The organism is Paenisporosarcina sp. HGH0030 (assembly GCF_000411295.1).
In the GTDB taxonomy this organism is placed as follows: Bacteria; Bacillota; Bacilli; order Bacillales_A; family Planococcaceae; genus Paenisporosarcina.
Genome location: NZ_KE150422.1, coordinates 468,618 through 493,999 on the forward strand (window position 1 = coordinate 468,618; position 25,382 = coordinate 493,999).

The following is a 25,382-nucleotide window of genomic DNA, read 5'->3' on the forward strand; positions in this document are numbered from 1 at the left end:
ACACCGAAGTGTGTTCCGCTTTATTGTTGACGTTTTGCTGTTCAGTTTTCAAGGTTCATTTGTTCGCCGTTGTTGTAATGGCGACTTTAATATCTTATCAAATCCAGTTTGCTATGTCAACAAAAAGTTTTGATATTCTTTTTTACTTTGTCGCTTTCAAATCAGCAACTTTATAAATATATCAGTCTCACTTATATAAGTCAACACTATTTTATAGATTTGTTATGGGTTTATATTATCAGAATATTAGGATCTTTTCAACCACCAATTTATTACAATCGTATAAAGTAAAACGTTGCTTCTCTACCAATAAAAAAGAAGGACAATACTAATGAAAGTATTGTCCTTCCTATATTGATTAGTGCCCTTCTACAAACACAAAGTATAGAATAAAAATAACGAACATGCCGTACATGATAGGATGAACCTTTTTAATATTCCCGCTCAAGATCATTGTAATCGGATAAAATACAAATCCCATAGCGATTCCTGTAGCGATGCTATACGTAAGGGGCATCGTAATAATAGTTAAAAATGCCGGTACCGCAATTTCAAATCGATTCCATTCAATTTTATTCAAAGATGAAACCATCAGGACACCGACAATGATTAAGGCTGGTGCTGTTACTGCAGAAGTCATTACGGATAATACTGGTGAGAAGAATAATGCCAATAAGAATAAGACACCCGTAACAATTGCTGCAAATCCCGTTCTTGCACCTGCGGCAACTCCTGCACTTGATTCAATATAAGAAGTCGTCGTTGAAGTACCGAAAATCGCTCCCGTTACAGTTGCAAGTGAATCTGCTAGCAATGCTTTACCCGCACGCGGAAGTTTATTGTCTTTCATTAAGCCGGCTTGGTTGGCAACGGCAACAAGAGTACCTGCAGTATCAAAGAAATCTACGAATAAGAATGTCAGTACTACAATTAAGAATTGGATGGTCATTAATGATCCTGGATCATTCAGTAAAGGTTCGAACGCCACCCCGAAAGTTGGAGCCACACTTGGAACTTTACTTACTATAGAAGAAGGAACATCTACTAAATTGAAAATCATCCCCGCTACTGCCGTTAATAGCATCCCGTAAAAGATACCACCTTTAACGCCTCTTACCATAAAGATAACAGTTAACACTAATCCAAAGATGGCTAGCAACGTATTTCCTGCAGATAAATCTCCTAATCCAACTAGTGTAGCTTCGTTATTGACGATTATCCCTGCGTTTCGTAAGCCGATAAAGGTGATGAACAAACCGATACCTGCTCCAACAGCATATTTTAATTCAGCAGGAATGGCATTGATGATGGTTTCACGAATTCCCGATAATGAAAGTACAATAAAAATTAGTCCCGAAAATAGAACACCTGTTAAAGCTGTTTGCCAAGGAATTCCGTAAGTTAGAACAACTGTATAAGCAAAGAATGCATTTAATCCCATTCCCGGGGCAAGGGCTATGGGATACTTGGCTATCAATCCCATAAAGAGAGAACCGACGGCTGCCGCTAAAGCAGTTGCTACAAATACTGCACCTGGATTCATGCGCATTGCGTCAGGTAAATCAGGCACCGAATTTAGTGACAAAGTTAATGGATTGACGATCAAAATGTAGGCCATCGATAAGAACGTAGTTAGTCCACCAATAATCTCGCGACGATAATTCGTTCCGAGTTCTTCAAATTGAAAATACTTTTTCATGTTTTTTCCTCCGTGTTGTCGTGTACACATTTGTTTCCTCTATAATAATTAAGTTTCAGCGTCAGATCTTAACTCAACTCTCAGTCTATAAAACAGATACCCAGTTTAATAGAGATGTTAACCACCGAATTGAATTCGACTTGCGCTAAATGCTTTCTATTATAAAAAACAAAAAGGCATGCAACAAAAAGTCGCATGCCTCCGATTTCTTCCATTAACGATGTTAATAAGAAGTAAGAAAGACGGAACGGTCCGCCTTTCTAAATCGTAGTCGAGTCATTTACGGTAACTCGGTAGAAACTTTCGGGCCATATTCCCGACTTTATACGACGACAGTATTTAATTACAATAGTACTATAACATCTATTTGTAGAGGTTTCAATCATTTTTCCGAACAATAATTAAAAAAATGTCTCCATAGTTCGGAAATAAACATTCATTTCCAACTGAACTCTTTATTCCCACTCAATTGTTGCTGGTGGCTTGCTCGTGATGTGGTATTTTGCCTTCGATTTTTTGATTCATTGAAAATCATCCAGTAACTCAACAATTTTAACCATAAAAAAACTCCCTTCTATTTGCAAAATATCGCAAATAAAAGAGAGTATTTGTTAATAGTCAATTGTTGCTGGTGGTATAAGTCACTTTCAATAAAACATCTATAAACACTGATATATCAAGGTTTGAGACGTTTCAAAAAAGTTCTTTACAACCTACTATTCCCACTCAATTGTTGCAGGTGGCTTGCTCGTGATGTCATACAGTACACGGTTGATGTTTGGCACTTCATTGACGATGCGGACACTGATTTTCTCCAATACATCCCAAGGCACACGAGCCCAGTCAGATGTCATCCCATCGATTGAAGTTACTGCACGAATGCCGATAGCATAATCGTAAGTACGTGCATCACCCATTACACCGACACTTCGAATGTCAGGTAACACCGTGAAGTACTGCCAGATATCTCGTTCAAGACCAGCTTTAGCTACTTCTTCACGTAAAATCGCATCAGATTCACGAACGATTTCAAGTTTTTCTTCTGTAATTGCTCCTAAAACGCGAATTCCAAGACCTGGACCTGGGAATGGTTGACGCCATACAATTTCATCTGGCATTCCAAGCTCTGTTCCAAGTGCACGAACTTCATCTTTAAATAGCGTGTTTAATGGTTCAATTAATTTGAACTGCATATCTTCAGGAAGCCCGCCAACATTGTGGTGAGACTTGATAGTCTGTGCAGTAGCTGTGCCACTCTCGATAATATCCGTATAAAGCGTACCTTGAGCTAGGAAGTCCATCCCTTCAAGTTTTGCTGCTTCATCGTCGAATACATATATGAATTCATTGCCGATAATTTTACGTTTTGTTTCAGGATCTGAAACGCCAGCCAGTTTGTTCATGAACCGCTCACGTGCATCAATTTTAATGACATTCATATGGAAGCCATCAGCGAAAGTCTTCATTACACTCTCAGCTTCGCCTTTACGAAGTAAACCATGGTCGACAAACATACACGTTAATTGATCGCCGATTGCTTTGTGAATCAATACTGCAACAACAGAGGAATCCACTCCGCCGCTTAATGCACACAATACTTTTTTATCGCCGACTTCTTGACGGATTTTTTCAATTTCAAGCTCAATGAAGCTTTCCATTGACCAATCACCTTTAGCTTTACAAACACCAAATACGAATTGACGAATCAATTCAATACCGTAAACCGAGTGACGTACTTCAGGGTGGAATTGAACCGCATATAACCCGCGTGATTCATCAGCGATAGCTGCTACCGCACATGATGGGCTTGTAGCAATTACTTCAAAACCTTCTGGGGCAACCGTCACGTGGTCTCCGTGACTCATCCAAACAATTTGTTCCTTCGGTAAGTCATGGAATAATGTACTTTCTTTAACAACTGAAATTTCAGCTTTACCGTATTCGCGATGAGAAGCTTTTTCAACTTTCCCACCAAAATGTTGAGACATTAATTGCATACCATAGCAAATTCCTAAAATCGGAATGTTTAAATCGAAAATTGCTTGGTCAATATGGAAAGCATTTGCATCATAAACCGAATTTGGACCACCTGAGAAAATGATACCTGTAGCATTCATAGATTTAATATCTTCAGCGGTTACTGTATGCGGATGTAATTCACTGTAAACACCGAACTCACGGATACGGCGAGTGATTAACTGATTGTATTGACTACCAAAGTCAAGTACGACGATTTTTTCTTGTTCTTTCAACATAGGAGTTGCTGACAATATGGCCACCTCTTCACTTTGATTTTCGGACTCCCTTTAATATAGAAAAAACGCGTATGAAAGAAAACCTTTCTACGCGCTCTTTTGCTCTACACAAGAAAAGCTGAAACGTCACTGAAGTCTGGGACCTACCCTGAAAGAAATGAAACGGAAAAACCGTTCCAGTTGAATATCTCAAGGTTAGGTGCAGACTGACGCTTGCTACTAGACATTTAAGTCTCTTCTCGTTAAAAAGGCGAATGCAAATAAATGTCCATAAATAGACATGGGTGCATTCGCCTTCATAGTCAAGTCATTTCCGGCGACTTGGTAGAAACATCCGAACCTTATTATCGGACATATATGAGGGCAAACCGGTCTGTATAATTTTTCTCAATTCTACAGGTTGTCCGCCTTAAAATCAACCACTGGTGCGATTGATTAAATTTTCCCAACTTTCTCTCAGTTGAAGCCATTCGTGAGACTCGATATTTTTCCCATAAAAGCCTTTTTCATAAGCTGTCGTCAATACTTTCATATCTTTTGAGCCGAAGAATGAATCCACATATTGCGCATAAGTTTGCAATGTTTGCCCTTCATTCCGTTGAATCCCATACAACTCAAGCTGTTTTAACAAACTATGGTAGCTATGCTCAAATGACTGCCAGTTATCTTTACGTAAACGGTAATAAGGAACCAAGATTTTCGGCATCCATTTTTTTCGAATCCGGAACAACATATATGAGAGTAAAAGTGCGATGATGCTCCAGAAAATGATTTGTCCTTTATTGTCCGACATCCAGTCAGTAAAGTTCTGAATCATATCCGTGAATCGTTCTGAAAATGGTTTAGTTTCTCCTTTGCCTGTCGTTTCAGGTTTTTCCGGTTGCGCTGGGACAACTGGTTTTTCAGGCGTATCAGTCGAGTTTAACTCCAAATCGAAATCAATATTTCCAGTTCCACTAAAACCAATGGTCGGTTCGAATGGCATCCAGCCGATTCCTGGCAAATAAGCTTCGACCCAAGAATGGGCGTTATTATTTGTAACTTGGTACATTCTTTCCCCATCTTCAGTCCGAAGCTCTTGCCCTTCAGCGAATCCTTTAACCCACCGTGCTGGGATATCTAAAGAACGGAGCATAATAATCATGGATGTAGAGAAATTATCACAATACCCACGTTTTGTTTCAAATAGAAATTGATCTACATAGTCCTCATCTTTTTTTGGAACGGAAACATTATGTTGATCGTAAACAAAGGCGTTTTGTGGAAAATAGCGTTCAATTGCCCGAGCTTTATCATATAGATTGGTTTCATCTTTAGTAATAGTTCGAGCCAATTCCCGAACGCGTTCAGGTAATTCTTCAGGCAACTGTAAATAACGTGAAAAGTCTTGAGATAGTATAGACAAACCTTCGTGAGTCGTTGCACGTAATGCCTTTAAACTGTAAGTTGGTTCACTGAAAGCTATACTATAAGCCTTTAATTGGGCTTCTTCGTTCTCCCGATAAGTCTCGATTTTTTGTGTATTGTTTGATATTGAGAATGTTGTACCTTCAGGTGCGTCCACTGTCACGGAACCATACGGATACATTAAGAATGGATATTCCAAGCTGAAATTATACTTGGCAACATCTTTATCCTCTTCAAGACCTGTTGGAATTCCTGTATCCAGCGTATCGCCTACTGTATAATTACGAATTTCATTGGAAGAAACGGATTGTTCCCATCCTTTTGATGTGTAAGTATCCTTCGTTTCAATCTTCCAATATTGCGGTGTTTGCACAATCGCTTCAAACACAACAGTATTATCTGACCTGAAAGCACCGCCTAAATTGGAGTCATCTTCACCATAGCCAATTTTCCCGATGCCAACTGCTCCTCCGGGTCCTGTACCTGCTCCTTCAGCAAACGATTGAATAAACGGGACAGGATCTTCCCATATCGGTCCGGCTTTAGGAAGTAAATAGCCGATTGAACCACTGAATGCAACTAGCATTACAAGAGGAATAACAAGAAAAACATATTTCTCCCTGGTCATGGTTACTTGATTTTGTTCCATTATTTTCGCTACTTTTAATAGCCCCGATAATAATAACCCCAGAATCATGATACGAAGAATCGCCCCATCACCTTTATACGCACTGAATGTATCCAGTGCCGCAATAAAAACAACAGTCATGAAGAAGAATAAGAAAATGTTAAAACGGATACTGATCCAGTGATGTATTAAATATGCTGTCATCCATATTAATGAGAAAAACAGCACTGTACGGAAAGAATCAGTCACTAGTGACCAGTCACGACTGAAAAGTGCACCTACATTTATCATTAATTCCCCAAACAAAAATGAAACTGCTTCGCTTGTGAAAAATACTTCGTCCGTATAAACAAATACAATGACCCAGGCAATATAAACCAGTTTTCCAGGAACCGTAAGCCACCATGGAGCCGATAAGAAACTGAATACAAAGCACAAGACGATGAAAGCTAGGAATATAGATAAATAGTTGGTTTCGGTTAACTCTAATACTGGTAATAACCATTCACGGAATAGAAAGAACACCAGTAAATAAAATAAGGCTTGTAGCCATTTATTTTGAAGTCCAATTTTCATTTGCGACCTACCTCCGTAAAGGCATTTGCGAAATGATCTTGAGAAAGCACGTGCGTGATCATTCCTCTCGAACGAGCAAGTTGATGCAATGTCATTGCTTGTTTCGATAACTTTTCGCCTTTTTTCACAACAACAAATACAGTACATTGACGTAAGTTTTTGGCAGCTCGTGGAATTGATTCAATTAATGCTGTGGTTAATTCACCAGTAATTAGCAAAATGGATGTTGCGCTCGACATGGCTGGATCTTTCAGCAATAATTTTTCGATTGGCTGCGTCAAATCAGCTTCAACTTTAGCTAAATGAAACATCGTTCGTTGCAGCTGTTCCTCACTTTGAACAGCAGGGAAATAAAAGCGAGAGGCACCTAATGACAAGAATGCCGCACTTGCTTGGTTTCGAACAACTGCTTGTAACACTGATGCTGTCAATTCAATTTGTTCTTCAAAATTTTCCGACGGTTTTCGGTCAACCATAATGAACAAATCCTGTGACTGTCGATCTTCAAATTCTTTCGTACGTAAGGTTTGAGTGCGGGCAAATGATTTCCAATGAATCCAAGAAACCCGGTCACCCGGTTGGTAGTCCCGAACCCCTGTTGCCATCGTAGTATCCTTAACAATTGTAAATGGTGAGGCGGCGGCGCCTTGATCGTATCGAGTTTCAATCGGCATATAAATCATTTCCGCTATGTTTGGGTAAACGATGACGGTCTGTTTTAATGGAAGTACATGTGTTTTTTTCACCCAGCCAAAAAAATCACTTACGGAAATTTCAATACCATCCAAAGAATGTTCGCCACGTGGCATCTGATCGATTTCATAGGTCCACTCGATGTTTCGTTGAAACCCTACCATTTTCACAGTTTTCAATTGTTTATTTGCATGTCTGATAAGGGATGCACTTTGAGTGACTTCCTTTACGACAAGATAAAGCATTGGAAAACGTGACGGTCTTTTTAATTTCACCGTCACAATCAATTTCCCACCTTTGCGGATTTGAGCAGTTTGAATATAGCGCTCAATTTCTATTTTCGAAATGGGACTGAAGAAGAATGCAATGGAATATAAGGCAAACGGAACTATTGAGTAAAAAATGAACCAACTGACGAAACCACCCTGGAACATGGCAAATGCAAACGAAAAAATGACTAGAAAGAGGACAAAAAGGAGTCGTCCTCCAATTGCCCATGTCAAGTTAGCTTTCTTCATTGTTTAACTAACCTTTTAATTGGAACATTCGTTTTGGCTAAGATGCGTTCCACAATTTCCTCTGGTGTTATGCCATCATAGCGGGCTTCTGAACGTAAAATCATACGGTGGCTGAAAACAAATGGTGCTAAATATTGAATATCGTCAGGTGTTACAAAGTCTCTTCCCTTCAACATCGCAAACGCCTGCGATGCCTTCATCAATGCCAGTGACCCACGAGGACTGACACCTAAGTAAATATATGAATCTTTTCTTGTACGGTTTGCTAAATCGACGATGTAGTTTTTGATTGTATCGTCGACCACAATGTCTTTTACTTCTTTTTGCATAAGAATCAGATCCTCCAAAGAAATGACAGAATTCAAGTTTTCTATTGGAACTGACTTCTCTGCACGCTTCAATACTTCAATTTCTTGTGTGTGTGACGGGTATCCCATGCGAAGTTTTAAAAGGAATCGGTCCAATTGCGCTTCTGGAAGTGGATATGTCCCCTCGTATTCTATCGGGTTTTGAGTGGCCATTACGAAAAACGGTTTAGGAATCGTCATGGTTTCACCATCGATTGTCACGGTTGCTTCTTCCATACCTTCCAAAAGTGCTGACTGAGTTTTAGGGGAAGTCCGATTGATCTCATCCGCCAATACGATATTTCCCATTATCGGACCTGGTCTGAATTGGAATTCCATTTCTTTAGGATTGTAAATCGATACACCAATTACATCCGATGGCAATAAATCCGGCGTGAATTGAATTCGTTTGAATTGAGCACCAACAGATTTCGCTAAAGCACGTACCATCATGGTCTTTCCAACGCCAGGCACATCTTCAAGCAATACATGGCCTTGCGCAATTAACGCAACTACACTTAACTCGGCAACTTCACGTTTCCCAATCATTACACGTTCAATATTATCTACAATTGCATGTATTTTCTCTTGGTTTCTCATCTCATTACTCCCCCAATTGTCCTACTTAAATTATTATATTTTTTAGAAAATTAACATATTATAACGTAAGTTTAACTAAAATTACCCTTTTTTACAACTTATTATTATATAAGAAAAGCACACACGGATGATTTCCATGTGTGCTTTGGCTTATTTCCAAAAGTCGTCAAAGACGGTTATTGGTAAATGTCTTTTGTGTTGAGAGCGTAAATAATAATTTTCCAATTTTTCTCGTGGTTCAGAAAGAATTTCTCGGCCTTCTAAATAATCATCAATTTGATCATAAGTTATACCAAGTGCAATCTCATCCGGTAATGCCGGTCGATCTTCCTCCAAATCAGCAGTTGGAATCTTCGTATACAAATGTTCAGGACTGCCCAAAGCTTTTAACATTTGCTTGCCTTGACGTTTATTTAATCTGAATAACGGGACTAAATCTGCGCCACCATCCCCAAATTTTGTATAAAATCCTGTGATGGCTTCAGCACCATGATCCGTTCCGAGAACGACCGCACTGTGCATCGCTGCTATTGAATATTGAACTTTCATTCTCTCACGTGCTTTTTCATTGCCTTTGGCAAAATCGGAAAGAGTGATTCCAGATGCATCAAGTGTACGTTTGCTGGCATCGACCGCTTCCTTAATATTTACCGTATAAATTTTTGATGGTTGAATGAAATCCAGTGCATCTTGACAATCGTCTTCATCAAACTGTACGCCATATGGCAGCCGTACTGCAATGAATGAGTAGGCTTCAGTTCCCGCTTCTTCATTTAATTCATTCACGGCCATTTGTGCCAGTTTACCTGTAAGTGTAGAATCCTGTCCGCCTGAAATCCCAAGCACCATTCCTTTAAGGAATGGATGCTTTGTTAAATAGCTTTTCATAAAATCAATCGACGTCCGAATTTCTTCCTGGGGCTCAATCGATGGTTTAACTTTCAATTCTTCTATAATTGTCTGCTGTAAGTTTGTCATGATAGCGCCTCCTCAAGCATAATGCATTCGGTCGACCATTTCTTGAACTTCCTGGATATTCCGCATCTTGTTATCCCAACATTTTTGACTTAAATCCACTGGATATTCTTCTGGATTTAATGAACGTTTATACTCATCCCAAAGCAGTTCCAAGTTCGTCGATGCATAATCACGCATTTCAAACAAAGTTGGATTTGAATAGATGATTTGTCCATTTTCAATAACTTTTGTATGAAGATCTTTAGCTTCAAAGTTAGTCACGAATTTAGACACAAATGTATGAACTGGGTGAAACATTTTCAAGCGCTTTTCATGGGTTGGATCTTCATCAAACATTGTGATGTAATCGCCTTCTGCTTTTCCATTTTCACGATCAATAATCCGATACAATTTTTTCCGACCAGGTGTCGTGACCTTTTCAGTTGTAGAAGAAATTTTAATTGTATCTTCCATCACACCTTTATCACTCTCGATTGATACAATTTTGTATACTGCTCCAAGGGCTGGTTGGTCATAAGCTGTAATTAATTTTGTACCAATTCCCCACATATCCACTTTTGCGCCCTGTGCTTTTAAGTTTAAGATTGTATATTCGTCTAAATCGTTTGATACAACAATTTTCGCTTCTGTAAATCCGGCTTCGTCGAGCATTTTGCGCGCCTCTTTAGAAAGGAAAGCAATGTCACCGCTATCCAGACGAATGCCAATGAAATTGATTTTATCCCCAAGCTCTTTCGCCACTTGAATAGCCGTTGGTACACCAATTTTCAATGTATTGTATGTATCTACGAGGAACACACAATCATTATGGCGTTTTGCATAAGCATGAAAAGCCTCATATTCGCTTTTGTATGCTTGTACTAGAGAATGTGCATGGGTTCCTGCAACTGGAATGCCGAACTTTTTACCAGCCCGCACATTACTCGTCGCTTCTAGTCCACCGATGACGGCAGCACGTGCGCCCCAAATTGCCGCATCCATTTCCTGTGCCCGACGTGTACCAAATTCCATCACGGTATCAGTTTTTACAATTTGTTTAATTCGACTGGCTTTCGTCGCAATCAGCGTTTGGTAATTGACGATGTTCAGGAGTGCAGTTTCAATCAATTGCGCTTCCACGAGTGGAGCCTCTATACGAATGATTGGCTCATTGGCAAAAACAAGTTCACCTTCCACCATGGAATAAACGTTACCTGTAAAACGGACCTCGCGTAAATAACTGATAAAATCTTCCTTGTACCCCAGCTCATCCTGCAAATACGCTAAATCACTATCGGAGAAATGAAACTCCCGGAGAAAATCCAGTACTCGCTCTAGTCCCGCAAAAATGGCATAACCATTGCCAAATGGAAGCTTGCGGAAAAACAACTCAAAAACCGCTTTTCTGTTATGTATTCCGTCAGCCCAGTAGGCCTCCGCCATATTGATTTGATATAAGTCTGTATGTAATGCAAGTCCATCATCAGCATATCTTGAAGTCATCATTAAACCTTCTTCCACGATCATAATAGTCCTTAGTATACACCATTTACCCGAAATCTTATCTTCTCTAACAAAAACGCAAACCAATTGTGAAATTGGTTTGCGTTGATAAATTATGTACCCATTTTTCTACGTGTATTGCTCACTTTTTTGGTTTGTTGACTTTGCATTTTTTTCGCTGATTGCGTTGAATTTCCTTTGGCATTGTTTTCATTCGATTGGTTTTTCTTCGCTTCCAACTGCTTTTGCATCGCTTCTTTTAGACTCATTTTTTTCTTCGGTGCTTCTTGCGGGTTGTTTTCGTTGTTTTCTGTCATGTAATTTCCTCCTTCGGAGAGATATAATTGGTCTTTGCTTCTCTTCATTATACTCGAAATACGGCCAATACTGGAAATTTTCTATCGTCATTTTCATTATTTCCATCATATTAAGACAATGAACCCTCACTTATTCTTTTTGATGCCTGGTATGCATACAATTTGATACAAGGAGGTTGTTCATTTTGAAAGGTAAAAAATTTGATTGGCTGCCTGTTATCTTGCTTTCTTTAGTTGCTCAATTTTTCATTCTGCAATTTTTACTATTCATAGAAATTAAGCTATTGCACGCCATGTCATACGAATTACTCGTGAAAATCAATTTTTTCGTTATCGCGCTTAGTGGCGGGTTAGTGGCGATGCGCTATTATATTAAATCATCTCCACACATCGGTGGTATTTGTGGAGCTCTCTTCATCATATTAAGTGAATTTTACAGCCGACATTTTTCAATTGATTTAACCGTCATCTTTGTTATGCTTATTGCCTATCTTGCAGGCTACATCGGTTCGATCTTACAAACAAACAATAGCTTGTTCAAACGTACCTGATAACATATTCCTGCATAACAAATATTAAAGCCTATCACAAGTTCAATGAACTCATGAAAGGCTTTTTACATGTCTGCTACTTCCAATATGATTGGGCAATGATCGCTACCAAGTATTTGAGGATGAATATACGAATCTTGGAGTCTGTTTTCAAGTCTATTGGATGCTATGAAGTAATCAATGCGCCATCCAATATTACGTTCTCTCACTTTACTCATGTATGACCACCACGTATAGGCCCCTTCTGTATCAGGATAAAAGTAGCGGAATGTATCGGTGAACCCTTCTTGAAGCAGTGCGGTCATCTTGCCACGTTCTTCCACTGTAAAGCCAGAATTCCCTCTATTTGTTTTGGGATTTTTGAGATCAATATCTTCGTGTGCCACATTTAAATCCCCACACATAATCACGGGTTTGATTTGGTCGAGTTGCTGTAAGTAGGTACGCATTTCATCTTCCCACTCCAAGCGATAGGGAAGTCTTGTTAAATCCCGCTTGGCATTCGGCGTATAGACGTTCACTAAATAAAACTGTTCATATTCCAAGGTGAGAATTCTCCCCTCCGCTTCTTCACTCAGGTCCCCTACTCCGTATCTGACGGATAGCGGCTTTTTCTTAGTAAATACGGCGGTACCAGAGTAGCCTTTTTTCACTGCATAATTCCAGTATTGTTCGTATCCTTCTAGATGCAATTCTATTTGACCAGCCTGCAACTTTGTCTCCTGCAGACAAAATATATCAGCATTTACTTGTTGAAAATACTCGAGAAATCCTTTTTTCACACAAGCTCGAATGCCATTTACGTTCCACGAAACTATTTTCATCCTTTATTACTCCTTTTTGATGGCACTAAATCTATGAATAACTATATCAAACACTTTAGCTATCACCAAAAAGACAGACTTATAAAGAAAAAACCTTCCGAAAACCACAATAAAAAGGTGATGCGGAAATGTTATCGAACTCCTGCATCACCTTTCTATGGTTACTTATTATTTCTATAGTAAATCGGGTTACGTTATTACTCCTTGCTTTCATCCATCAATTTTTTCCATTCCCCATATAATTCCGGATCCATTTCCTTCAACTGATACAGGAACGTGTCCAGCAGCTTTAATTTTTTGAGGGCACGAAAGAAACGAATTGGCCACTCTTGTTGTATTTTCAATGAATTCACATGGTCTACCACTTTGATTTCTCCAACATCGGTTACGAATAAATGGCCTATACTGGCATCGATTCTGGTAAAACCGATCCTTTTCATTTCCTTGAATATATAAACCAGTTGTTTGGCGATTGGTTCCGAGATGCTGAGGTGCGAATTCAGATAATCCTCCAAAGGTTGACCCTTGATGTATTCCATAACAATATAATTCGAGCCGACTTCGAAAACCTTGGGAACAATTGAGGAGACCTTCCCTGCATACAGTGTTTTGCTCTCTCTCAGACAGTGTCGTTTTTTTGCATATATCTTTAAGCATCGGTCATCAGAAAGTTTGAAAACAGCTCCCTGCATTCCTTTACCGATCAATTCGTAATTGGTCGGGTTTTTAATTTTCAAGCCTTTATTTGTTTTTTTTATAGTGATTTTGTGAAAGTCGTCCACATTTTCATTCCTTTTTTCTAAATTATTGTGCGATAGATTCTTACGTCACGGCAATTGTCTTTTGGCTGGAGCTTAGAAGGACCGAACCATTGACCTCAATGACGTTTCCGTTCTTCCTCATTTTTAGTCTTTCAATAATACTTTAATGTCCTTTTCCTCTTAATAAAACACTTCCTTTGGATTACCAGTTCGTAATAAATCACGGCATGTTTCCTCAAAAATTTTATCAATGCATATACTACTGAAGATGCTTTTTTGTCTAAACCTCCCGGCTCACCTTCACTTCAATTGAACAAACAGAATAAGATAATAGTGTCATAAATGGAAGACGGTATTTATACGACTGTTATTTGCTTAAATGTGCCACGGGCAACCGTTGGGTTATTCCTGCTCAAGAAATTCCAATGTGTAAAAGGAGGAATATTTATAGATGCATTACCATTTAATCCAAAAGAGAAACTAAAGTTGCCATATTTAGATGGCTCGGAGTCGAAAATAATAAGCCGACCAAAAGCACTTGATTTTGCAAGAAATATGTTAGAATACGAGGTTATTTCGTTTGATGTATTTGACACTTTGTTATTAAGACCGTTTGCCCAACCTCATCATCTTTTCATGATATTAGGGGAAAAACATAGCTGTGTGAATTTTATGGCTATACGAAGGGAAGCGGAAAAGGAAGCGCGTAATCAAGCAAAAGGAAAAAAAGGAATTAGCGAAGTAACAATATATGATATTTACGAACAAGTTGAGTTAAGAACAGGAATTGATAAACAATATGGCGTGCAGTTAGAGTTACAAACAGAATTAGAGTTTTGTTTTGCTAATCCCTATATGAAAGATGTTTTTGAAATACTTAAGTCCCAAAATAAAAAAATAATTGCTATTTCCGATATGTATTTAACAAAGTCAATGATTGAACAATTGTTGGAGAACTCAGGTTTTAGTGGTTTTTTTGACGTTTTTGTTTCCTGTGAGAACCATTGCAGTAAACGCGATAAACAATTATTCAATATAGCTTTAACAAAATTAGGCAAGGATTTGAGTATGGTACACGTCGGGGCGAATTATGAATCAGATATAAAAAGCGCTCAAGAAATAGGCATAGAGGCAAGATATTACAATAACGTTCATGAGACTGGAAATCAATACCGCCCAGACGATATGTCCGAACTAATTGCTTCCACATACAGTGGAATTGTTAATACTCATTTGCATAATGGTATTAAGCAATATACTCCTCATTATGAATATGGTTTCATTTATGGTGGTTTGTATATATTGGGCTACTGCAAATGGATTTATGATTATGCAAAACAAAATAATATAGATAAAATATTGTTTCTTTCAAGAGACGGAGACATTTATAGGAAAGTATTTAATTTTCTTTTCACTGATATGGATACTGAATATGTTTACTGGTCTCGAATTGCTAATGCGAAATATACAATAGAAAAAAACCGATATGATTTCTTGAAACGAATGGTTCAACACAAAGCAAAAAGTGCATTAGGAATTACAATCAAAGGTCTGTTTGAGTCCTTGGAGTTAGAGGAATTATTTAGTTTGTTGACTCAGCATGACCTAAAAGAAGACGATAAGATTCATAAAGGAAATGTAAAATTAATTCAATCGTTTTTAGTGAAAAATTGGGCAACTGTTGTGAAAAAACTAACTGAAGATCATGCAATTGTAAAAGAGTATTTTATGAATATAATTCAAGGAAGTAAAAAAGTTGCGGTAGTTGATGTTGGCTGGGTTGGATCTGGGGGGGCAGGGATTAAATATTTGATTGAACAAAAATGGAAGTTAAATTGTGAAGTTCACAGTTTAGTAGCCGCTTGTAGACACTCGAACCACACAGGTAATCTAAGCCAGATCATGAAGAAAGAAATAGGAGTTTACATTTTTTCTAGAATGCTTAACAGAAATTTATACGATACACACACAAGTACTAAACATAATAATGTATTTTTCGAGTTATTTACGCAGGCTTGCTATCCTTCATTCTCCGGCTTTAAGAGAACTGAAGACGGATATAAATTACTATTTGATGTCCCAGAAGTTGAAAACTATAAGATTATTGAACAAATTCATCAAGGTATTTATGATTTTGTAAAGTTATATAAGAAGACGTTTTCGAATTATGAGTATCTCTTTAACATATCTGGGTACGATGCGTATTTACCATTCAGAATGATCATAAGAGACCTTCGATTTATAAGGGAAAATTTTGGTGACTTGAGTTTTTCCAGAGGAGTAATTGCGGATACTGAAAATCAATCTTTCGAAACATTAAATGACATAATGGATCAGGCTAATCTATAAGTCTACTAATTAAGCAGAAATATGTTTTTTACAATTTAGATTCGGAGTGAACATCATGATTTTGTACCATGTAGTTACAATTCATCAATTGTTACACTGCATCATATATAAAGAACTTTTTCATAAAGAACAGGTTTGTTACATTCTATTATCAGATTCAATTAAAGAAAAATTCCCACAGTTTAAGGAAATGGAAGGTCTCTTTTTTGATAAAATCTTTTTTTTAAATACCCACGAATTAGATACCGAAAAAAATAATTATGTAATTGAAAAATATCTTGTGGAAAATAAGATTAATCCCCACGAATTTACTGAAATAATTGTAGAGAGCCCGGATAGTATTTTTGGAATTTATTTGATTGAAAAAGAAATTAATTTCACTTCCTTGGAAGATGGCAGCGGATACGATAGAAAGAATCAGATAATCACTAAGAAAATAGGAAACTTCAACAAAAGAATCATAGAATTCGATGAACCTAACCTAGAACATTTTGATTTGATTGAAAGTATGGGTAGAATGGGTCGTAGTTTTCTTGATAAAGTTCTTGTATTTTTTGGTATCAATCAAAAGATTCAAATTAATAAAGATTCAACAATCTTATTAACAGAACTTCTCTCTAATTTTATAACTTACGAAGAACAAAAAAAAATATATCAACTAATGGTTGATTACTTCGTACCGGAACCGGAAACCAGGTTAGTGATATACCCCCATCCTGATGATCTTATGTTCTATAATGGGATATTTCAGCAGGCAACTGTAATAAAAAAGGAGTTTCCATCTGAGTTAATTCCTTTTATTTTTAATGAAAAACCGAAAACAGTAATGACTATAACTCCCCCTCGCATAAATAACATAATGGGTCATTTCGAAAATTGTATAAATTTTTCCATTGATTTTGAAAGGTATTTTAATATTACACATCGTTATTATTGTGTTGTGAAGTTAATCAATGAGTTAGCGGCAGATTATGAAATTTATGAAATGAATACAGATAAACTGCTTCTGGAAAATTTATTGAATTGTTCTGGAAATCAATTGTGCAGCAGTGTTATTAGTGTTAATAATTCGAGTCAAATTCCTCATAAAAGTATTGTTATAATTGATGATTTTAACCATAATACTTTTCAGGAATCTAGAGAAATAAGTAATTTTATTAAATCAATTGATCACGAGTCTATTATCATCTTCATTAATTCCAATAAGGAGTATCTGTTCTATGATTTTCCTGACAAAGAAGTATTTGAGAGTATAGTGCCAGTTGAAATTAATCACAACAGTACAATTAATGAAATTGAACAATACTCAGAAATATTTTTTGTTTATTCAAAAAGGAAGGATACAAGGACTATGATTAATCAACAGGAATTTGAAAAATCGCTGAGAAATTCAAACGAATTAATTAAAGTAAAAGCTTTATCAGAAGATCAGTTAAGAATAAAGATATTAGAAGGGATATTAGAAGCAACAGAAAAGAGATTGGAGCACTATATTAAACTGGAATCAGAACTGAGAGAAAAGTTGAATACTCGATCCAAATAAAATATTCCATTCATTCTTCCACATCTAAAATCCCCCTATTACCCTTGGTTAATTTTCTAAATTACTTTTTTGATCCAATTCTGAATTGCAAATTCAAGAAATAAAAAAGAATACATCCATAAACTGAACAGTTTTATGAAAGGTCCTGCTACCTAGACAGCTAATAAGTGACCTCGGAATTGTACCTGGGTCACTTTATTAGGGGGTACATCGTATTTTATGCAAATACCAATTGTACCCAGTAGAATAATAATAATAAAGTGACAATCGTTGTTGGTGGCACAACCATCAAAGATAAACTTAAATAGTCCTTCCATGTTACATTTAACTTATTTGCTCTGAGAATATTCATCCATATAAGAGAGGCAAGTGTTCCTATAGGTAATAACAATGATCCCATATCACTTCCAATAATGTTTGCGAGATAAATAGTCTTAAGAGTAATGGGTTCAAGTCCCATTTCAGTTAGTGTTATGGTACCAATCATTAATGCTGGATGATTATTAAAAACGTTAGAAAGAATAGAAACTAATCCTCCCATAATAAAGCTCGCTTGAAATAGTCCTTGGTTTACAATTGGTTCGCAAATTTGAACGAGCAACTCAGTTAAACCTATATTGTGCAAACCATAAATAATTACATACATAGAAAAAGCGAAGATGAGAATATGCCAGGGGGTTTTTTTCAAGATATCAATAGGATTTGTTCGTAAGTGATACCATCTCCAAATCAGCAATACAAGCGAGCCGAGTACTGCAACTAGTTCAATCGGAACAGAAACATAAGATGCTACAAATAACAGACAACGTATGACAAAAACAAAAAGTAATATTTTCAGCATAAATTTAGTACGTTGTCGCTTTGTTTCTACATTAACACCTGTTTTTAATGGATGAAATTGTTTAGTAAAAAAACTTTCCTCTATTTCATTTGCAGAGTGAGGTAATTTTTTTGGCAATTTATTTCTAACAACCAAATACATCAAACATGACATAAACAATAATCCCAACGTCGCAGGGACAAACATCATGGCTGTGTGCATATAAAGGCTCATATGAACGATCTTTAAGGCGATCAAGTTCACAATATTACTTACACCAATGGGAGCACTGGATGCAGTTGCAATGAGAGCTCCACTTAATAGATATGGTATTTGTTGATGAGGTTTAAGCCTAAGATTTTTTAGCAGGAGAATTAAAATAGGGGTTGTTATTAAGATGCTTCCATCATTATTAAATAAGAGGGTCATTAAAAAGCATAACAATTGAATATTCCAATATAAACGAGGACCTGATCCTTTTGATAAACTGACAAGTCTTGCAGCTGACCAGTGGAAAAAACCGAAACTTTCCAATATGACTGCCATGACAATCGTTGCCATTATGGTAATTGAGGCTCCACCGATTTTACTAATAATATCCAAGATATCTTCACGTGATACGATGCCGAGTAGTAATATAATTGCGGCCCCAACCGATGCAGGCCATGCTTCATTCATTCCATTAGGTCTCCAGAATATTACTAACATGGTCGTTAGAAACACAAAAACCGTCATTACAATTTCCAAACTCATACATTAACATTAACCTTTCTTCAAAAGTATTTTACTTGAATGTCCGTTTACTTATATATATTCAATCCTATTAAGAAGGAACAGGATATTAGGGCATTATATTTCATGATTTAACTAAGAAATTAGAAAAAGACCTTCTGTAAGTTTTTGAACATACGGAAGGTCTTTTGTAATTCACAAATTATTTTATTTCTATCACAAGTCTAACCGATTTTCTTTTTACTCTTCTTCTTCATAATCTTTGAACGCAGCGGACACACGATCAAATTCTTCATCACTTTCAATCAGGGACAATTGCTCATCATCTTCCACTCTTAAAAAGAAAACATCGATATCCCCTTCAGAATCTTCATCGATTTCATCGGCAAAAGCAACTGCAGCATATTCCACATCATCTAAAGTTAAAGTTCCTAATACTTCAATTTCTTGCTCCTGATCGTTTTCATCCATTAAGGTAAAAATATCTCCAACTTCAATTTTTTCCATTGTTCATTCTCCTCCTAATTAAGTTCAATATTTTCTCATTCTAATTGTATACCCATTTTCGCCAAAAAAACACACGAAACCCTTGATAGGATTTCGTGTTTTCTGGCTAACTCTGTAAACTTGTATTGCTTACAGTTGATGCCATTTTCTTATAGATAATCGTGCCTGCGATTAGAATCAGCAAAATTACCTGACCAGTCAACGTTTCAACTGATGGATAGAAGCCGATGAAATTTATAACTGGTAAATTAGAAATAATATGTGTCGGTAAGACGTTCGTCAATTGCAACGTGTGTAAACTTGCACCGATAATTTTAAAGGCCAATAGGTAAATGAATACAGTAGCTACACCAAAGAACAAATGCAGAGGAATCTTTTTGCTGGCTCTCGCAAAAAAGAATGCCGTCGCAACTAAAATCAAAATCGCAAGGACAATCCCCAATATGAAATCAAACGTCGACATTTTCGGGGAAATTCCCATATAAAACACAACAGTTTCAGCACCTTCTCTGAATACCGTCAGGAAACTTAAAAATGTCATCGACCATACACTTTGCATCGACAATGCGTGTGTCATTTGTTTTGAAATGTAACGGTTCCATGATGTGACGGTAGATTTGCTATGCAGCCAAATGCCAACTCCCAGCATCATAACTGCAGCCGCTATCCCGACATATCCTTCCATTACTTCACGGCTTGTTCCAATTGTTCCTGACTGAAACAACGTGGACATCAATATAGCTGCGATAACACTCACACTGATTCCAGTGCCCGCTCCAACATAAATATAACGCTGCATATCTTGTTGACCTGCTTTTTTCAAGAAAGCTATGAGTGCCGAAATAATCAATAATGCTTCCAATCCTTCACGAAGTAAAATTAGGGCTGAGTCCCAAAAACTATACGTCGTGTCTTGTTGAATGAAATCTATTTGCTGCTTAAAGGAATCTAATTTACCCGTAATTGCAGATGCTTCCACATCGTCACGCAATAAATCACTCACAAGAAGAGGTATACCAGATTCAATTTCACTATACAAGCTGGCATTTTTCGTACGGATTTCTCCTTCAACACCTGGCCAAATTGTGATGAATTTTTTCAACGATTCGGCTGCCTGATTATAGTTTCCTTCTTCAATAGATGCTTTACTTTCATCCAACAAACCTGTCAGCGTCGCCAGTGAATAGTTTCCCGAGACTTCCGCATTCTTCACTTTTCCTGCAACAAAGTCCTGAATCGTTTGATTCAACGATTCAACTTGTTCCTTTAACTTAGTGACATCGAGCTCGTCACCAGCTAAAGAAATTCGCATGAATGACATTTGTGTTTCAATTTGTCCGTATGCTGCGATATTCTGTTCGCGAACAACCCGCTCGTTTTTCGTCCATTTTTTCAGGAAGATGGAATAAGCCTCTTGGATTTCATCTTTATCGCTAGAATCGATTGCTGTTTTCAAATCGTTAAGAGAAGGCTCTACTGCCTTCAGAAAGGCCTCACGATTGGCTTTTTCATCTACTGGATTTTCAGATTTCTCATAAGCTGTCAGGGCTTTTGATAAATCCGTCAATGCGGACAATCGTTTCTCGCTGGTTGTTGCACTCGAAGCTTTTTCTAGCGCTTCATTTACATCCGCGGATTCTTCCCCTTCAGTAATGTTCAGTTGCTTCCAATCCGTTTGAAAAGTCTCAATCGCTTCAGTAGCTTTTGCGTCATCGTCATTTTTTGTGCTCATAATGGCATCAGTAATAGCGATATATAAATGGCCAAAAGACTGTGCAGCAGAGACGTTGTTTTGAGAAGGAACAACGAGCAACATAGTTACTAGACTAAGTATCTTAAAGAATGTTAAAAAGTTGCTCACCGATATAGCTCCCTTTTTGTATACCTGGGAAGCAAGCAAAGACACCGCTACCTCGATGGGTAATATATTCGTTTAGCATATCATCACGTCCCAATGCGCTTTGAATGTTAATAAACTGTTTAGGATTTTTTTGGAATGAAATGAATAACAAGCCCGCGTCATACGCTCCTGTTTCATCAATCAAGCCACTTGAGTAGGAGAAACCTCTTCTCATAATTCGATCCTTCACTTTACGAGCAAGCGCCATATGTGAATTAGCCGGAATGTGAGGATTTCCTTTTTCATCTTTTGCATTTAAATCCACTTCATCAAATTCCTTCTTGCTCCCGAGTGGTGCACCACTATCGCGATGTCTGCCAAAAGTTGCCTCTTGTCCTTGAAGAGAAGTTCGATCCCATGTCTCTAAATGCATTTGGATTTTCCGCACGACTAAATAGGTTCCATTTGTCATCCAGCTTTTCGATTCATTCGGCTGAACCCAAACGACTTCCTTCATGTCAGAAGCACTTTTCGGGCTTGGGTTAACCGTGCCGTCTTTAAATGCAAATAAATTTCGAGGCGTTTCTTTTTTGTTTTTTCGCTTAGGCGTTGAAGTGAATCCAGTTTGCGTCCATTGCAACGAGACTTTTCCTGACGCTGCACGCACTAAATTACGAACTGCATGGAAAGCCACTTGTGGGTCATCGGCACAAGCCTGAATACATATGTCTCCACCTGCGTATTTTTCATCGATTTGATCTTTAGGGAAATGTGGCAATTCTTTCAGTTCAGCCGGACGTTTCAAACCTAGACCTAGCTTCTGGTTATTGAATAATGATGGCCCTACTCCGAACGTTAATGTCAAATTAGAAGCATCCAATCCTTTTGACTCTCCGGTATCTTTAGGTGGCGTAAATCCACCTTTAGAAAGCTCCTCGAGCTGCTCCCCGTTCATTAAACGTACTGCTAATGGAGTCCACATCTTAAACAATTCCTGCAATTCGCTTTGTGATTGAACAAGCACATTCAACGAAGCAAAGTAAACGTGGGATGGTGCATCTGTCGTAATACCCGACTGATGCTTCCCGTAAAATAAAATCTTATTTGTCGCGGTCGAGTCGTCTTCAAATATTTCAAAGCCGAGTGCTTTCGCCACGTTCCCCATTCCAGAAGCAAAGACAGCCGCTCCAGCTGCACTTGCCCCTGCAATTTTCAACATATCACGTCTTGAAATTTTCTTCTCCAACCACTTTTCATCGTTTGAGGTCATTTTACTCACTCCATTATTATGCCCATTTGACTAAGCGGTTCGCCTAGTTGGTTCACAGCGTCTGATAACAATTTTGTATCCTCTGAAGTCAACTCTTCATATGAAACAAACCCATTGTCGCCTGTTTCGTAATTTGCCAATAGTTCATTTACTGCATCAAATTTTGCTTGCAGGTTCGTCGCTAATTTTTCATCTTTTGCTTCGATTTTTGACTCTAGGATGTGGAAAATTTCTTCCGCACCTTCAATGTTTGCTTTGAAATCATATAAATCGGTGTGAGAGAAAATTTCTTCTTCCCCTGTAATTTTAGAAGTCGATACTTCATTTAAAAGATCCACTGCCCCGGTCATCATCAAGTCTGGTGTTACTTCTACTGTCTCAACACGTGCACGCAATTCTTTTGCGTCAGCTAATAATTGATCAGCTGTTTCTGCGTAACCTTCTGTTGTGTTTTCTACCCAAAGGCCGTATTCGATTTTATGGTAACCAGTCCAATCTTCTTTGCCTTTACCTTCTTCTTCAAGGTCTGCCAGGCGAGCATCGATACGAGGATCTAAATCTCCGAAACTTTCAGCAATTGGTTCCGAGCGCTCAAAGTACATACGGGCAAGCGGGTAAAGTGCTTTTGCTTCTTCAATGTCTCCTGCTTTTACTGCCTCAACAAATTTTTCTGTCTCTATGACAAATTGATCCATTTGCTCAATCGCAAATTCTTTATATGTATCAACTTCGTTTTGTAAGTCTACAGTTTCTGAAGCAGTTTCTGAAGCCGCTTCAGGCTTCGTAGCTTCTTCTTTTTCTGCGCAGCCAACTAAAGAAGTGCTAAGTAGCACGAATGATAAAAACGTCGCAATTTTTTTCATGATAATCCTTCTTTCTTTTTGTTTATCTACTTTAACAATGATAATCATTATCAATGAGAAGTCAAGGGAAGTTTATGGGATATCTTGAAGGAAACGTTGCATAATACATATTTGATATATAAAACACGAAAATCCCTGAGGATCTTCGTGTTCTCTGCAATCTTGGGCGTACTATACCCCTTCTTATTTCGTTACAGTTATTGGACCATTATCTGTTCTCAACTTAATCAAAGATTTCCCATTGCCGTACGTCACATAGCTGTCTTTATCACCAAAGATGTTCACTATTCCATTATCCGTTTTAGCGTCAATCCTTGTATTTTTCGGTTCAGATTCAGTTTTAACCTCAATGCTACCGTTGTCTGTTTCTAAATCAATCGGCCATTCTATCTTATTTGTAATCAAGGAGATTTTCCCGTTATCCGTAGAGCCATTAATTTCCCCTTGGACATGGTCCAAAATAATTTTGCCATTATCGCTTTCAACCTTAACTGTTTTGGCTTCAACTTCCTTAACTTGTATCTGGCCATTGTCTGTCTCAAGCAATACCTTCTCGACCTGTAAATTTTCTACCATGATACGTCCATTATCACTCTTTACTTGGAGGTCTTTATATTGTTTTTCCGGCACATTGACAGTGAGTTTCAAGTCACCTGTATGAAAATTGAACAAAGATAAAAATCGACGTTTCTGTTTTAGTTGAACGGTAAGTGTATCCCCTTTTACATCTACATTAAAAATGTATTTCTTCTTTTTATTAGCACCTGTATATTCAACAGTGGCTTCTGAGATTTTGGTCGGTACAATAATCACTTCCGCATTGTTTGTTGTAACTTCAATGTTTGTAAATGATGAATCTTCTTGAACTGTCTTATTGTCGCTCCCGGCAATCACTTTCATTGTATTGAACATGAACGTCATGCCACCTGCAATCACAATCAATAGAATTAATGAAATGACGAGTTTATTTTTGAAAATCATCGTGTGTCTGCTCCCTTTTCTTTATCTTGCATTAAACGTAATCTGTATGAATTCATTGCGCATTCTCCGAGTTGATCGAGCAGATTGTAATTTGCAAATGCACCAACAACCGCTCCTATACCAGGCAGCATTTGAAACATTTTCACTAAATCGATGTAGTCACGGTATTCCTGTTGAAATTCTCGCCAATCCATGTCTGCGACTAAAGATTTCTGTTCCTCCCAGTTTTCAATAATACTCAATGTTTTTTTTCGCTTTTCTTCGCTTGAAAAGGCCAACAGAAAAATATGCAGGATAAAGAGACGTTCCTCTGGTTTAGTTGTATCAAATCCATACACAGATGCAGCTTCAAACAAAAACTTCATTTTAATGGATAACAGCAGTGGAAAGTCGGCAATTCCCAGAAGTATTCCCCCAGCACCTGTTCCCGCTCCTTCAATCGTCGCCGTTTTTCTAAACGTGGAAAGCTTTTGCTTAAATAGTTCGTCTCGCTCATAAAGACTTAATTCCGTTGATAACTGTTTTTTCGTCGTAATGTTCGATCCTGCGAGCGTTGCTTTCACCATGTTTTTTATGCTTTCAGTCATCACTTTATGAAATTTTTCTGGAAGAAGGCCATTGATTCTCATCTGTGCATTCTTGGATATTCGGCTTATGAGACCGGATTGTCTTGTCATTTTCCGCTTCCAAATTATCAGTTCTTGTTCAACCTTTATCGTATAATCCACCAATTGTTCACCCCTTCTCTACTCACAAGCATTTATATCATTCCATTAAGTTTAGCCTTTTCATCAAGTATTCAAAATGAACCTAGGGAGTGTTTACTTCTACGTCTTGAGGC

At 37.7% G+C, this 25,382-nt stretch carries 20 protein-coding genes and 2 riboswitches; of the genes, 3 read left to right on the forward strand and 17 right to left on the reverse strand.

Annotation, left to right across the window (positions count from 1 at the left end; all coding sequences use genetic code 11):
* Window positions 1–358: 358 nt before the first annotated feature.
* The 8 genes from HMPREF1210_RS14410 to HMPREF1210_RS14445 form a co-directional block, all read right to left on the reverse strand.
* Window positions 359–1,699 (reverse strand): NCS2 family permease, encoded by a 1,341-nt coding sequence (locus HMPREF1210_RS14410; RefSeq protein ID WP_016429435.1) that lies wholly within the window; start codon window positions 1,697–1,699, stop codon window positions 359–361.
* A gap of 248 nt (window positions 1,700–1,947) precedes the next feature.
* Window positions 1,948–2,049, reverse strand: a riboswitch (purine riboswitch).
* A gap of 366 nt (window positions 2,050–2,415) precedes the next feature.
* Entirely contained in the window at window positions 2,416–3,954 is a 1,539-nt protein-coding gene (gene guaA / locus HMPREF1210_RS14415) for a glutamine-hydrolyzing GMP synthase (protein WP_036660253.1), read from the reverse strand.
* Window positions 3,955–4,233: 279 nt separating this feature from the next.
* A riboswitch (purine riboswitch) is annotated at window positions 4,234–4,335 on the reverse strand.
* A 34-nt stretch (window positions 4,336–4,369) separates the two neighbouring features.
* A complete protein-coding gene (locus HMPREF1210_RS14420) occupies window positions 4,370–6,565 on the reverse strand; it encodes a transglutaminase family protein (protein WP_016429437.1) in 2,196 nt (731 codons plus the stop codon).
* Window positions 6,562–7,776, reverse strand: a complete 1,215-nt coding sequence (locus HMPREF1210_RS14425) for a DUF58 domain-containing protein (protein WP_016429438.1) — start codon at window positions 7,774–7,776, stop codon at window positions 6,562–6,564. The genes HMPREF1210_RS14420 and HMPREF1210_RS14425 overlap by 4 nt, the downstream gene beginning before the upstream one ends.
* Complete coding sequence (locus HMPREF1210_RS14430) at window positions 7,773–8,723, reverse strand: MoxR family ATPase (protein WP_016429439.1); 951 nt, start codon at window positions 8,721–8,723, stop codon at window positions 7,773–7,775. Before HMPREF1210_RS14430 ends, HMPREF1210_RS14425 begins: the two co-directional genes overlap by 4 nt.
* A 150-nt stretch (window positions 8,724–8,873) precedes the next feature.
* Entirely contained in the window at window positions 8,874–9,701 is an 828-nt protein-coding gene (gene nadE, locus HMPREF1210_RS14435; protein WP_016429440.1) for an ammonia-dependent NAD(+) synthetase, read from the reverse strand.
* A gap of 12 nt (window positions 9,702–9,713) precedes the next feature.
* Window positions 9,714–11,183, reverse strand: a complete 1,470-nt coding sequence (locus HMPREF1210_RS14440; RefSeq protein WP_036660257.1) for a nicotinate phosphoribosyltransferase — start codon at window positions 11,181–11,183, stop codon at window positions 9,714–9,716.
* A gap of 113 nt (window positions 11,184–11,296) precedes the next feature.
* Window positions 11,297–11,500 carry a hypothetical protein gene (locus HMPREF1210_RS14445; RefSeq protein WP_016429442.1) on the reverse strand — a complete coding sequence of 68 codons (204 nt, stop codon included), beginning with the start codon at window positions 11,498–11,500 and terminating at the stop codon, window positions 11,297–11,299.
* A gap of 185 nt (window positions 11,501–11,685) precedes the next feature.
* On the opposite strand from HMPREF1210_RS14445, the gene HMPREF1210_RS14450 reads away from it, so the two are divergent.
* On the forward strand, window positions 11,686–12,051 hold the full coding sequence (locus HMPREF1210_RS14450) for a hypothetical protein (RefSeq protein ID WP_016429443.1): 366 nt from the start codon (window positions 11,686–11,688) through the stop codon (window positions 12,049–12,051).
* Between the two features lie 65 nt (window positions 12,052–12,116).
* Here HMPREF1210_RS14450 and HMPREF1210_RS14455 read toward each other — a convergent pair whose 3' ends face one another.
* The gene (locus HMPREF1210_RS14455) at window positions 12,117–12,875 is read right to left on the reverse strand and encodes an exodeoxyribonuclease III (protein WP_016429444.1); all 759 of its coding nucleotides are present in this window, start codon (window positions 12,873–12,875) and stop codon (window positions 12,117–12,119) included.
* A 197-nt stretch (window positions 12,876–13,072) separates the two neighbouring features.
* Window positions 13,073–13,657: an AarF/UbiB family protein gene (locus tag HMPREF1210_RS14460; RefSeq protein WP_016429445.1), complete on the reverse strand. Its 585-nt coding sequence runs from the start codon at window positions 13,655–13,657 to the stop codon at window positions 13,073–13,075.
* A gap of 321 nt (window positions 13,658–13,978) precedes the next feature.
* On the opposite strand from HMPREF1210_RS14460, the gene HMPREF1210_RS14465 reads away from it, so the two are divergent.
* Entirely contained in the window at window positions 13,979–15,985 is a 2,007-nt protein-coding gene (locus tag HMPREF1210_RS14465; RefSeq protein ID WP_016429446.1) for an HAD-IA family hydrolase, read from the forward strand.
* 55 nt (window positions 15,986–16,040) lie between these two features.
* Window positions 16,041–17,528: a hypothetical protein gene (locus tag HMPREF1210_RS14470; RefSeq protein WP_016429447.1), complete on the forward strand. Its 1,488-nt coding sequence runs from the start codon at window positions 16,041–16,043 to the stop codon at window positions 17,526–17,528.
* A gap of 217 nt (window positions 17,529–17,745) precedes the next feature.
* Here the strand turns inward: HMPREF1210_RS14470 and HMPREF1210_RS14475 are convergent, their stop codons facing one another.
* From HMPREF1210_RS14475 to HMPREF1210_RS14505, 7 genes are all read right to left on the reverse strand, one after another.
* Window positions 17,746–19,101 carry an arsenic transporter gene (locus HMPREF1210_RS14475; protein WP_036660158.1) on the reverse strand — a complete coding sequence of 452 codons (1,356 nt, stop codon included), beginning with the start codon at window positions 19,099–19,101 and terminating at the stop codon, window positions 17,746–17,748.
* A 219-nt stretch (window positions 19,102–19,320) separates the two neighbouring features.
* Window positions 19,321–19,587, reverse strand: a complete 267-nt coding sequence (locus HMPREF1210_RS14480) for a DUF1292 domain-containing protein (protein WP_016429449.1) — start codon at window positions 19,585–19,587, stop codon at window positions 19,321–19,323.
* A 106-nt stretch (window positions 19,588–19,693) separates the two neighbouring features.
* Window positions 19,694–21,448 carry an FTR1 family protein gene (locus HMPREF1210_RS14485; protein WP_016429450.1) on the reverse strand — a complete coding sequence of 585 codons (1,755 nt, stop codon included), beginning with the start codon at window positions 21,446–21,448 and terminating at the stop codon, window positions 19,694–19,696.
* Window positions 21,423–22,697 (reverse strand): iron uptake transporter deferrochelatase/peroxidase subunit, encoded by a 1,275-nt coding sequence (gene efeB / locus HMPREF1210_RS14490; RefSeq protein ID WP_016429451.1) that lies wholly within the window; start codon window positions 22,695–22,697, stop codon window positions 21,423–21,425. The genes HMPREF1210_RS14485 and efeB overlap by 26 nt, the downstream gene beginning before the upstream one ends.
* A 5-nt stretch (window positions 22,698–22,702) precedes the next feature.
* Window positions 22,703–23,560, reverse strand: coding sequence for an iron uptake system protein EfeO (gene efeO, locus HMPREF1210_RS14495; protein ID WP_016429452.1), 858 nt, complete (start codon window positions 23,558–23,560; stop codon window positions 22,703–22,705).
* Between the two features lie 183 nt (window positions 23,561–23,743).
* The gene (locus HMPREF1210_RS14500; protein WP_016429453.1) at window positions 23,744–24,541 is read right to left on the reverse strand and encodes a DUF4097 family beta strand repeat-containing protein; all 798 of its coding nucleotides are present in this window, start codon (window positions 24,539–24,541) and stop codon (window positions 23,744–23,746) included.
* Window positions 24,538–25,272 carry an EcsC family protein gene (locus HMPREF1210_RS14505; protein ID WP_016429454.1) on the reverse strand — a complete coding sequence of 245 codons (735 nt, stop codon included), beginning with the start codon at window positions 25,270–25,272 and terminating at the stop codon, window positions 24,538–24,540. Before HMPREF1210_RS14505 ends, HMPREF1210_RS14500 begins: the two co-directional genes overlap by 4 nt.
* Between the last annotated feature and the right edge of the window lie 110 nt (window positions 25,273–25,382).

Excerpts from the sequence above, each read along its gene's own strand:
- HMPREF1210_RS14420 (WP_016429437.1), bottom strand. The coding sequence starts at position 6,565 with ATGAAAATTGGACTTCAAAATAAATGGCTACAAGCCTTATTTTATTTA.
- HMPREF1210_RS14430 (WP_016429439.1), bottom strand. The coding sequence starts at position 8,723 with ATGAGAAACCAAGAGAAAATACATGCAATTGTAGATAATATTGAACGT.
- HMPREF1210_RS14410 (WP_016429435.1), bottom strand. The coding sequence starts at position 1,699 with ATGAAAAAGTATTTTCAATTTGAAGAACTCGGAACGAATTATCGTCGC.
- guaA (WP_036660253.1), bottom strand. The coding sequence starts at position 3,954 with ATGTTGAAAGAACAAGAAAAAATCGTCGTACTTGACTTTGGTAGTCAA.
- HMPREF1210_RS14425 (WP_016429438.1), bottom strand. The coding sequence starts at position 7,776 with ATGAAGAAAGCTAACTTGACATGGGCAATTGGAGGACGACTCCTTTTT.
- HMPREF1210_RS14455 (WP_016429444.1), bottom strand. The coding sequence starts at position 12,875 with ATGAAAATAGTTTCGTGGAACGTAAATGGCATTCGAGCTTGTGTGAAA.
- HMPREF1210_RS14445 (WP_016429442.1), bottom strand. The coding sequence starts at position 11,500 with ATGACAGAAAACAACGAAAACAACCCGCAAGAAGCACCGAAGAAAAAA.
- nadE (WP_016429440.1), bottom strand. The coding sequence starts at position 9,701 with ATGACAAACTTACAGCAGACAATTATAGAAGAATTGAAAGTTAAACCA.
- HMPREF1210_RS14440 (WP_036660257.1), bottom strand. The coding sequence starts at position 11,183 with ATGACTTCAAGATATGCTGATGATGGACTTGCATTACATACAGACTTA.
- HMPREF1210_RS14465 (WP_016429446.1), top strand. The coding sequence starts at position 13,979 with ATGGAAGACGGTATTTATACGACTGTTATTTGCTTAAATGTGCCACGG.
- HMPREF1210_RS14500 (WP_016429453.1), bottom strand. The coding sequence starts at position 24,541 with ATGATTTTCAAAAATAAACTCGTCATTTCATTAATTCTATTGATTGTG.
- efeO (WP_016429452.1), bottom strand. The coding sequence starts at position 23,560 with ATGAAAAAAATTGCGACGTTTTTATCATTCGTGCTACTTAGCACTTCT.
- HMPREF1210_RS14480 (WP_016429449.1), bottom strand. The coding sequence starts at position 19,587 with ATGGAAAAAATTGAAGTTGGAGATATTTTTACCTTAATGGATGAAAAC.
- efeB (WP_016429451.1), bottom strand. The coding sequence starts at position 22,697 with ATGACCTCAAACGATGAAAAGTGGTTGGAGAAGAAAATTTCAAGACGT.
- HMPREF1210_RS14475 (WP_036660158.1), bottom strand. The coding sequence starts at position 19,101 with ATGAGTTTGGAAATTGTAATGACGGTTTTTGTGTTTCTAACGACCATG.
- HMPREF1210_RS14470 (WP_016429447.1), top strand. The coding sequence starts at position 16,041 with ATGATTTTGTACCATGTAGTTACAATTCATCAATTGTTACACTGCATC.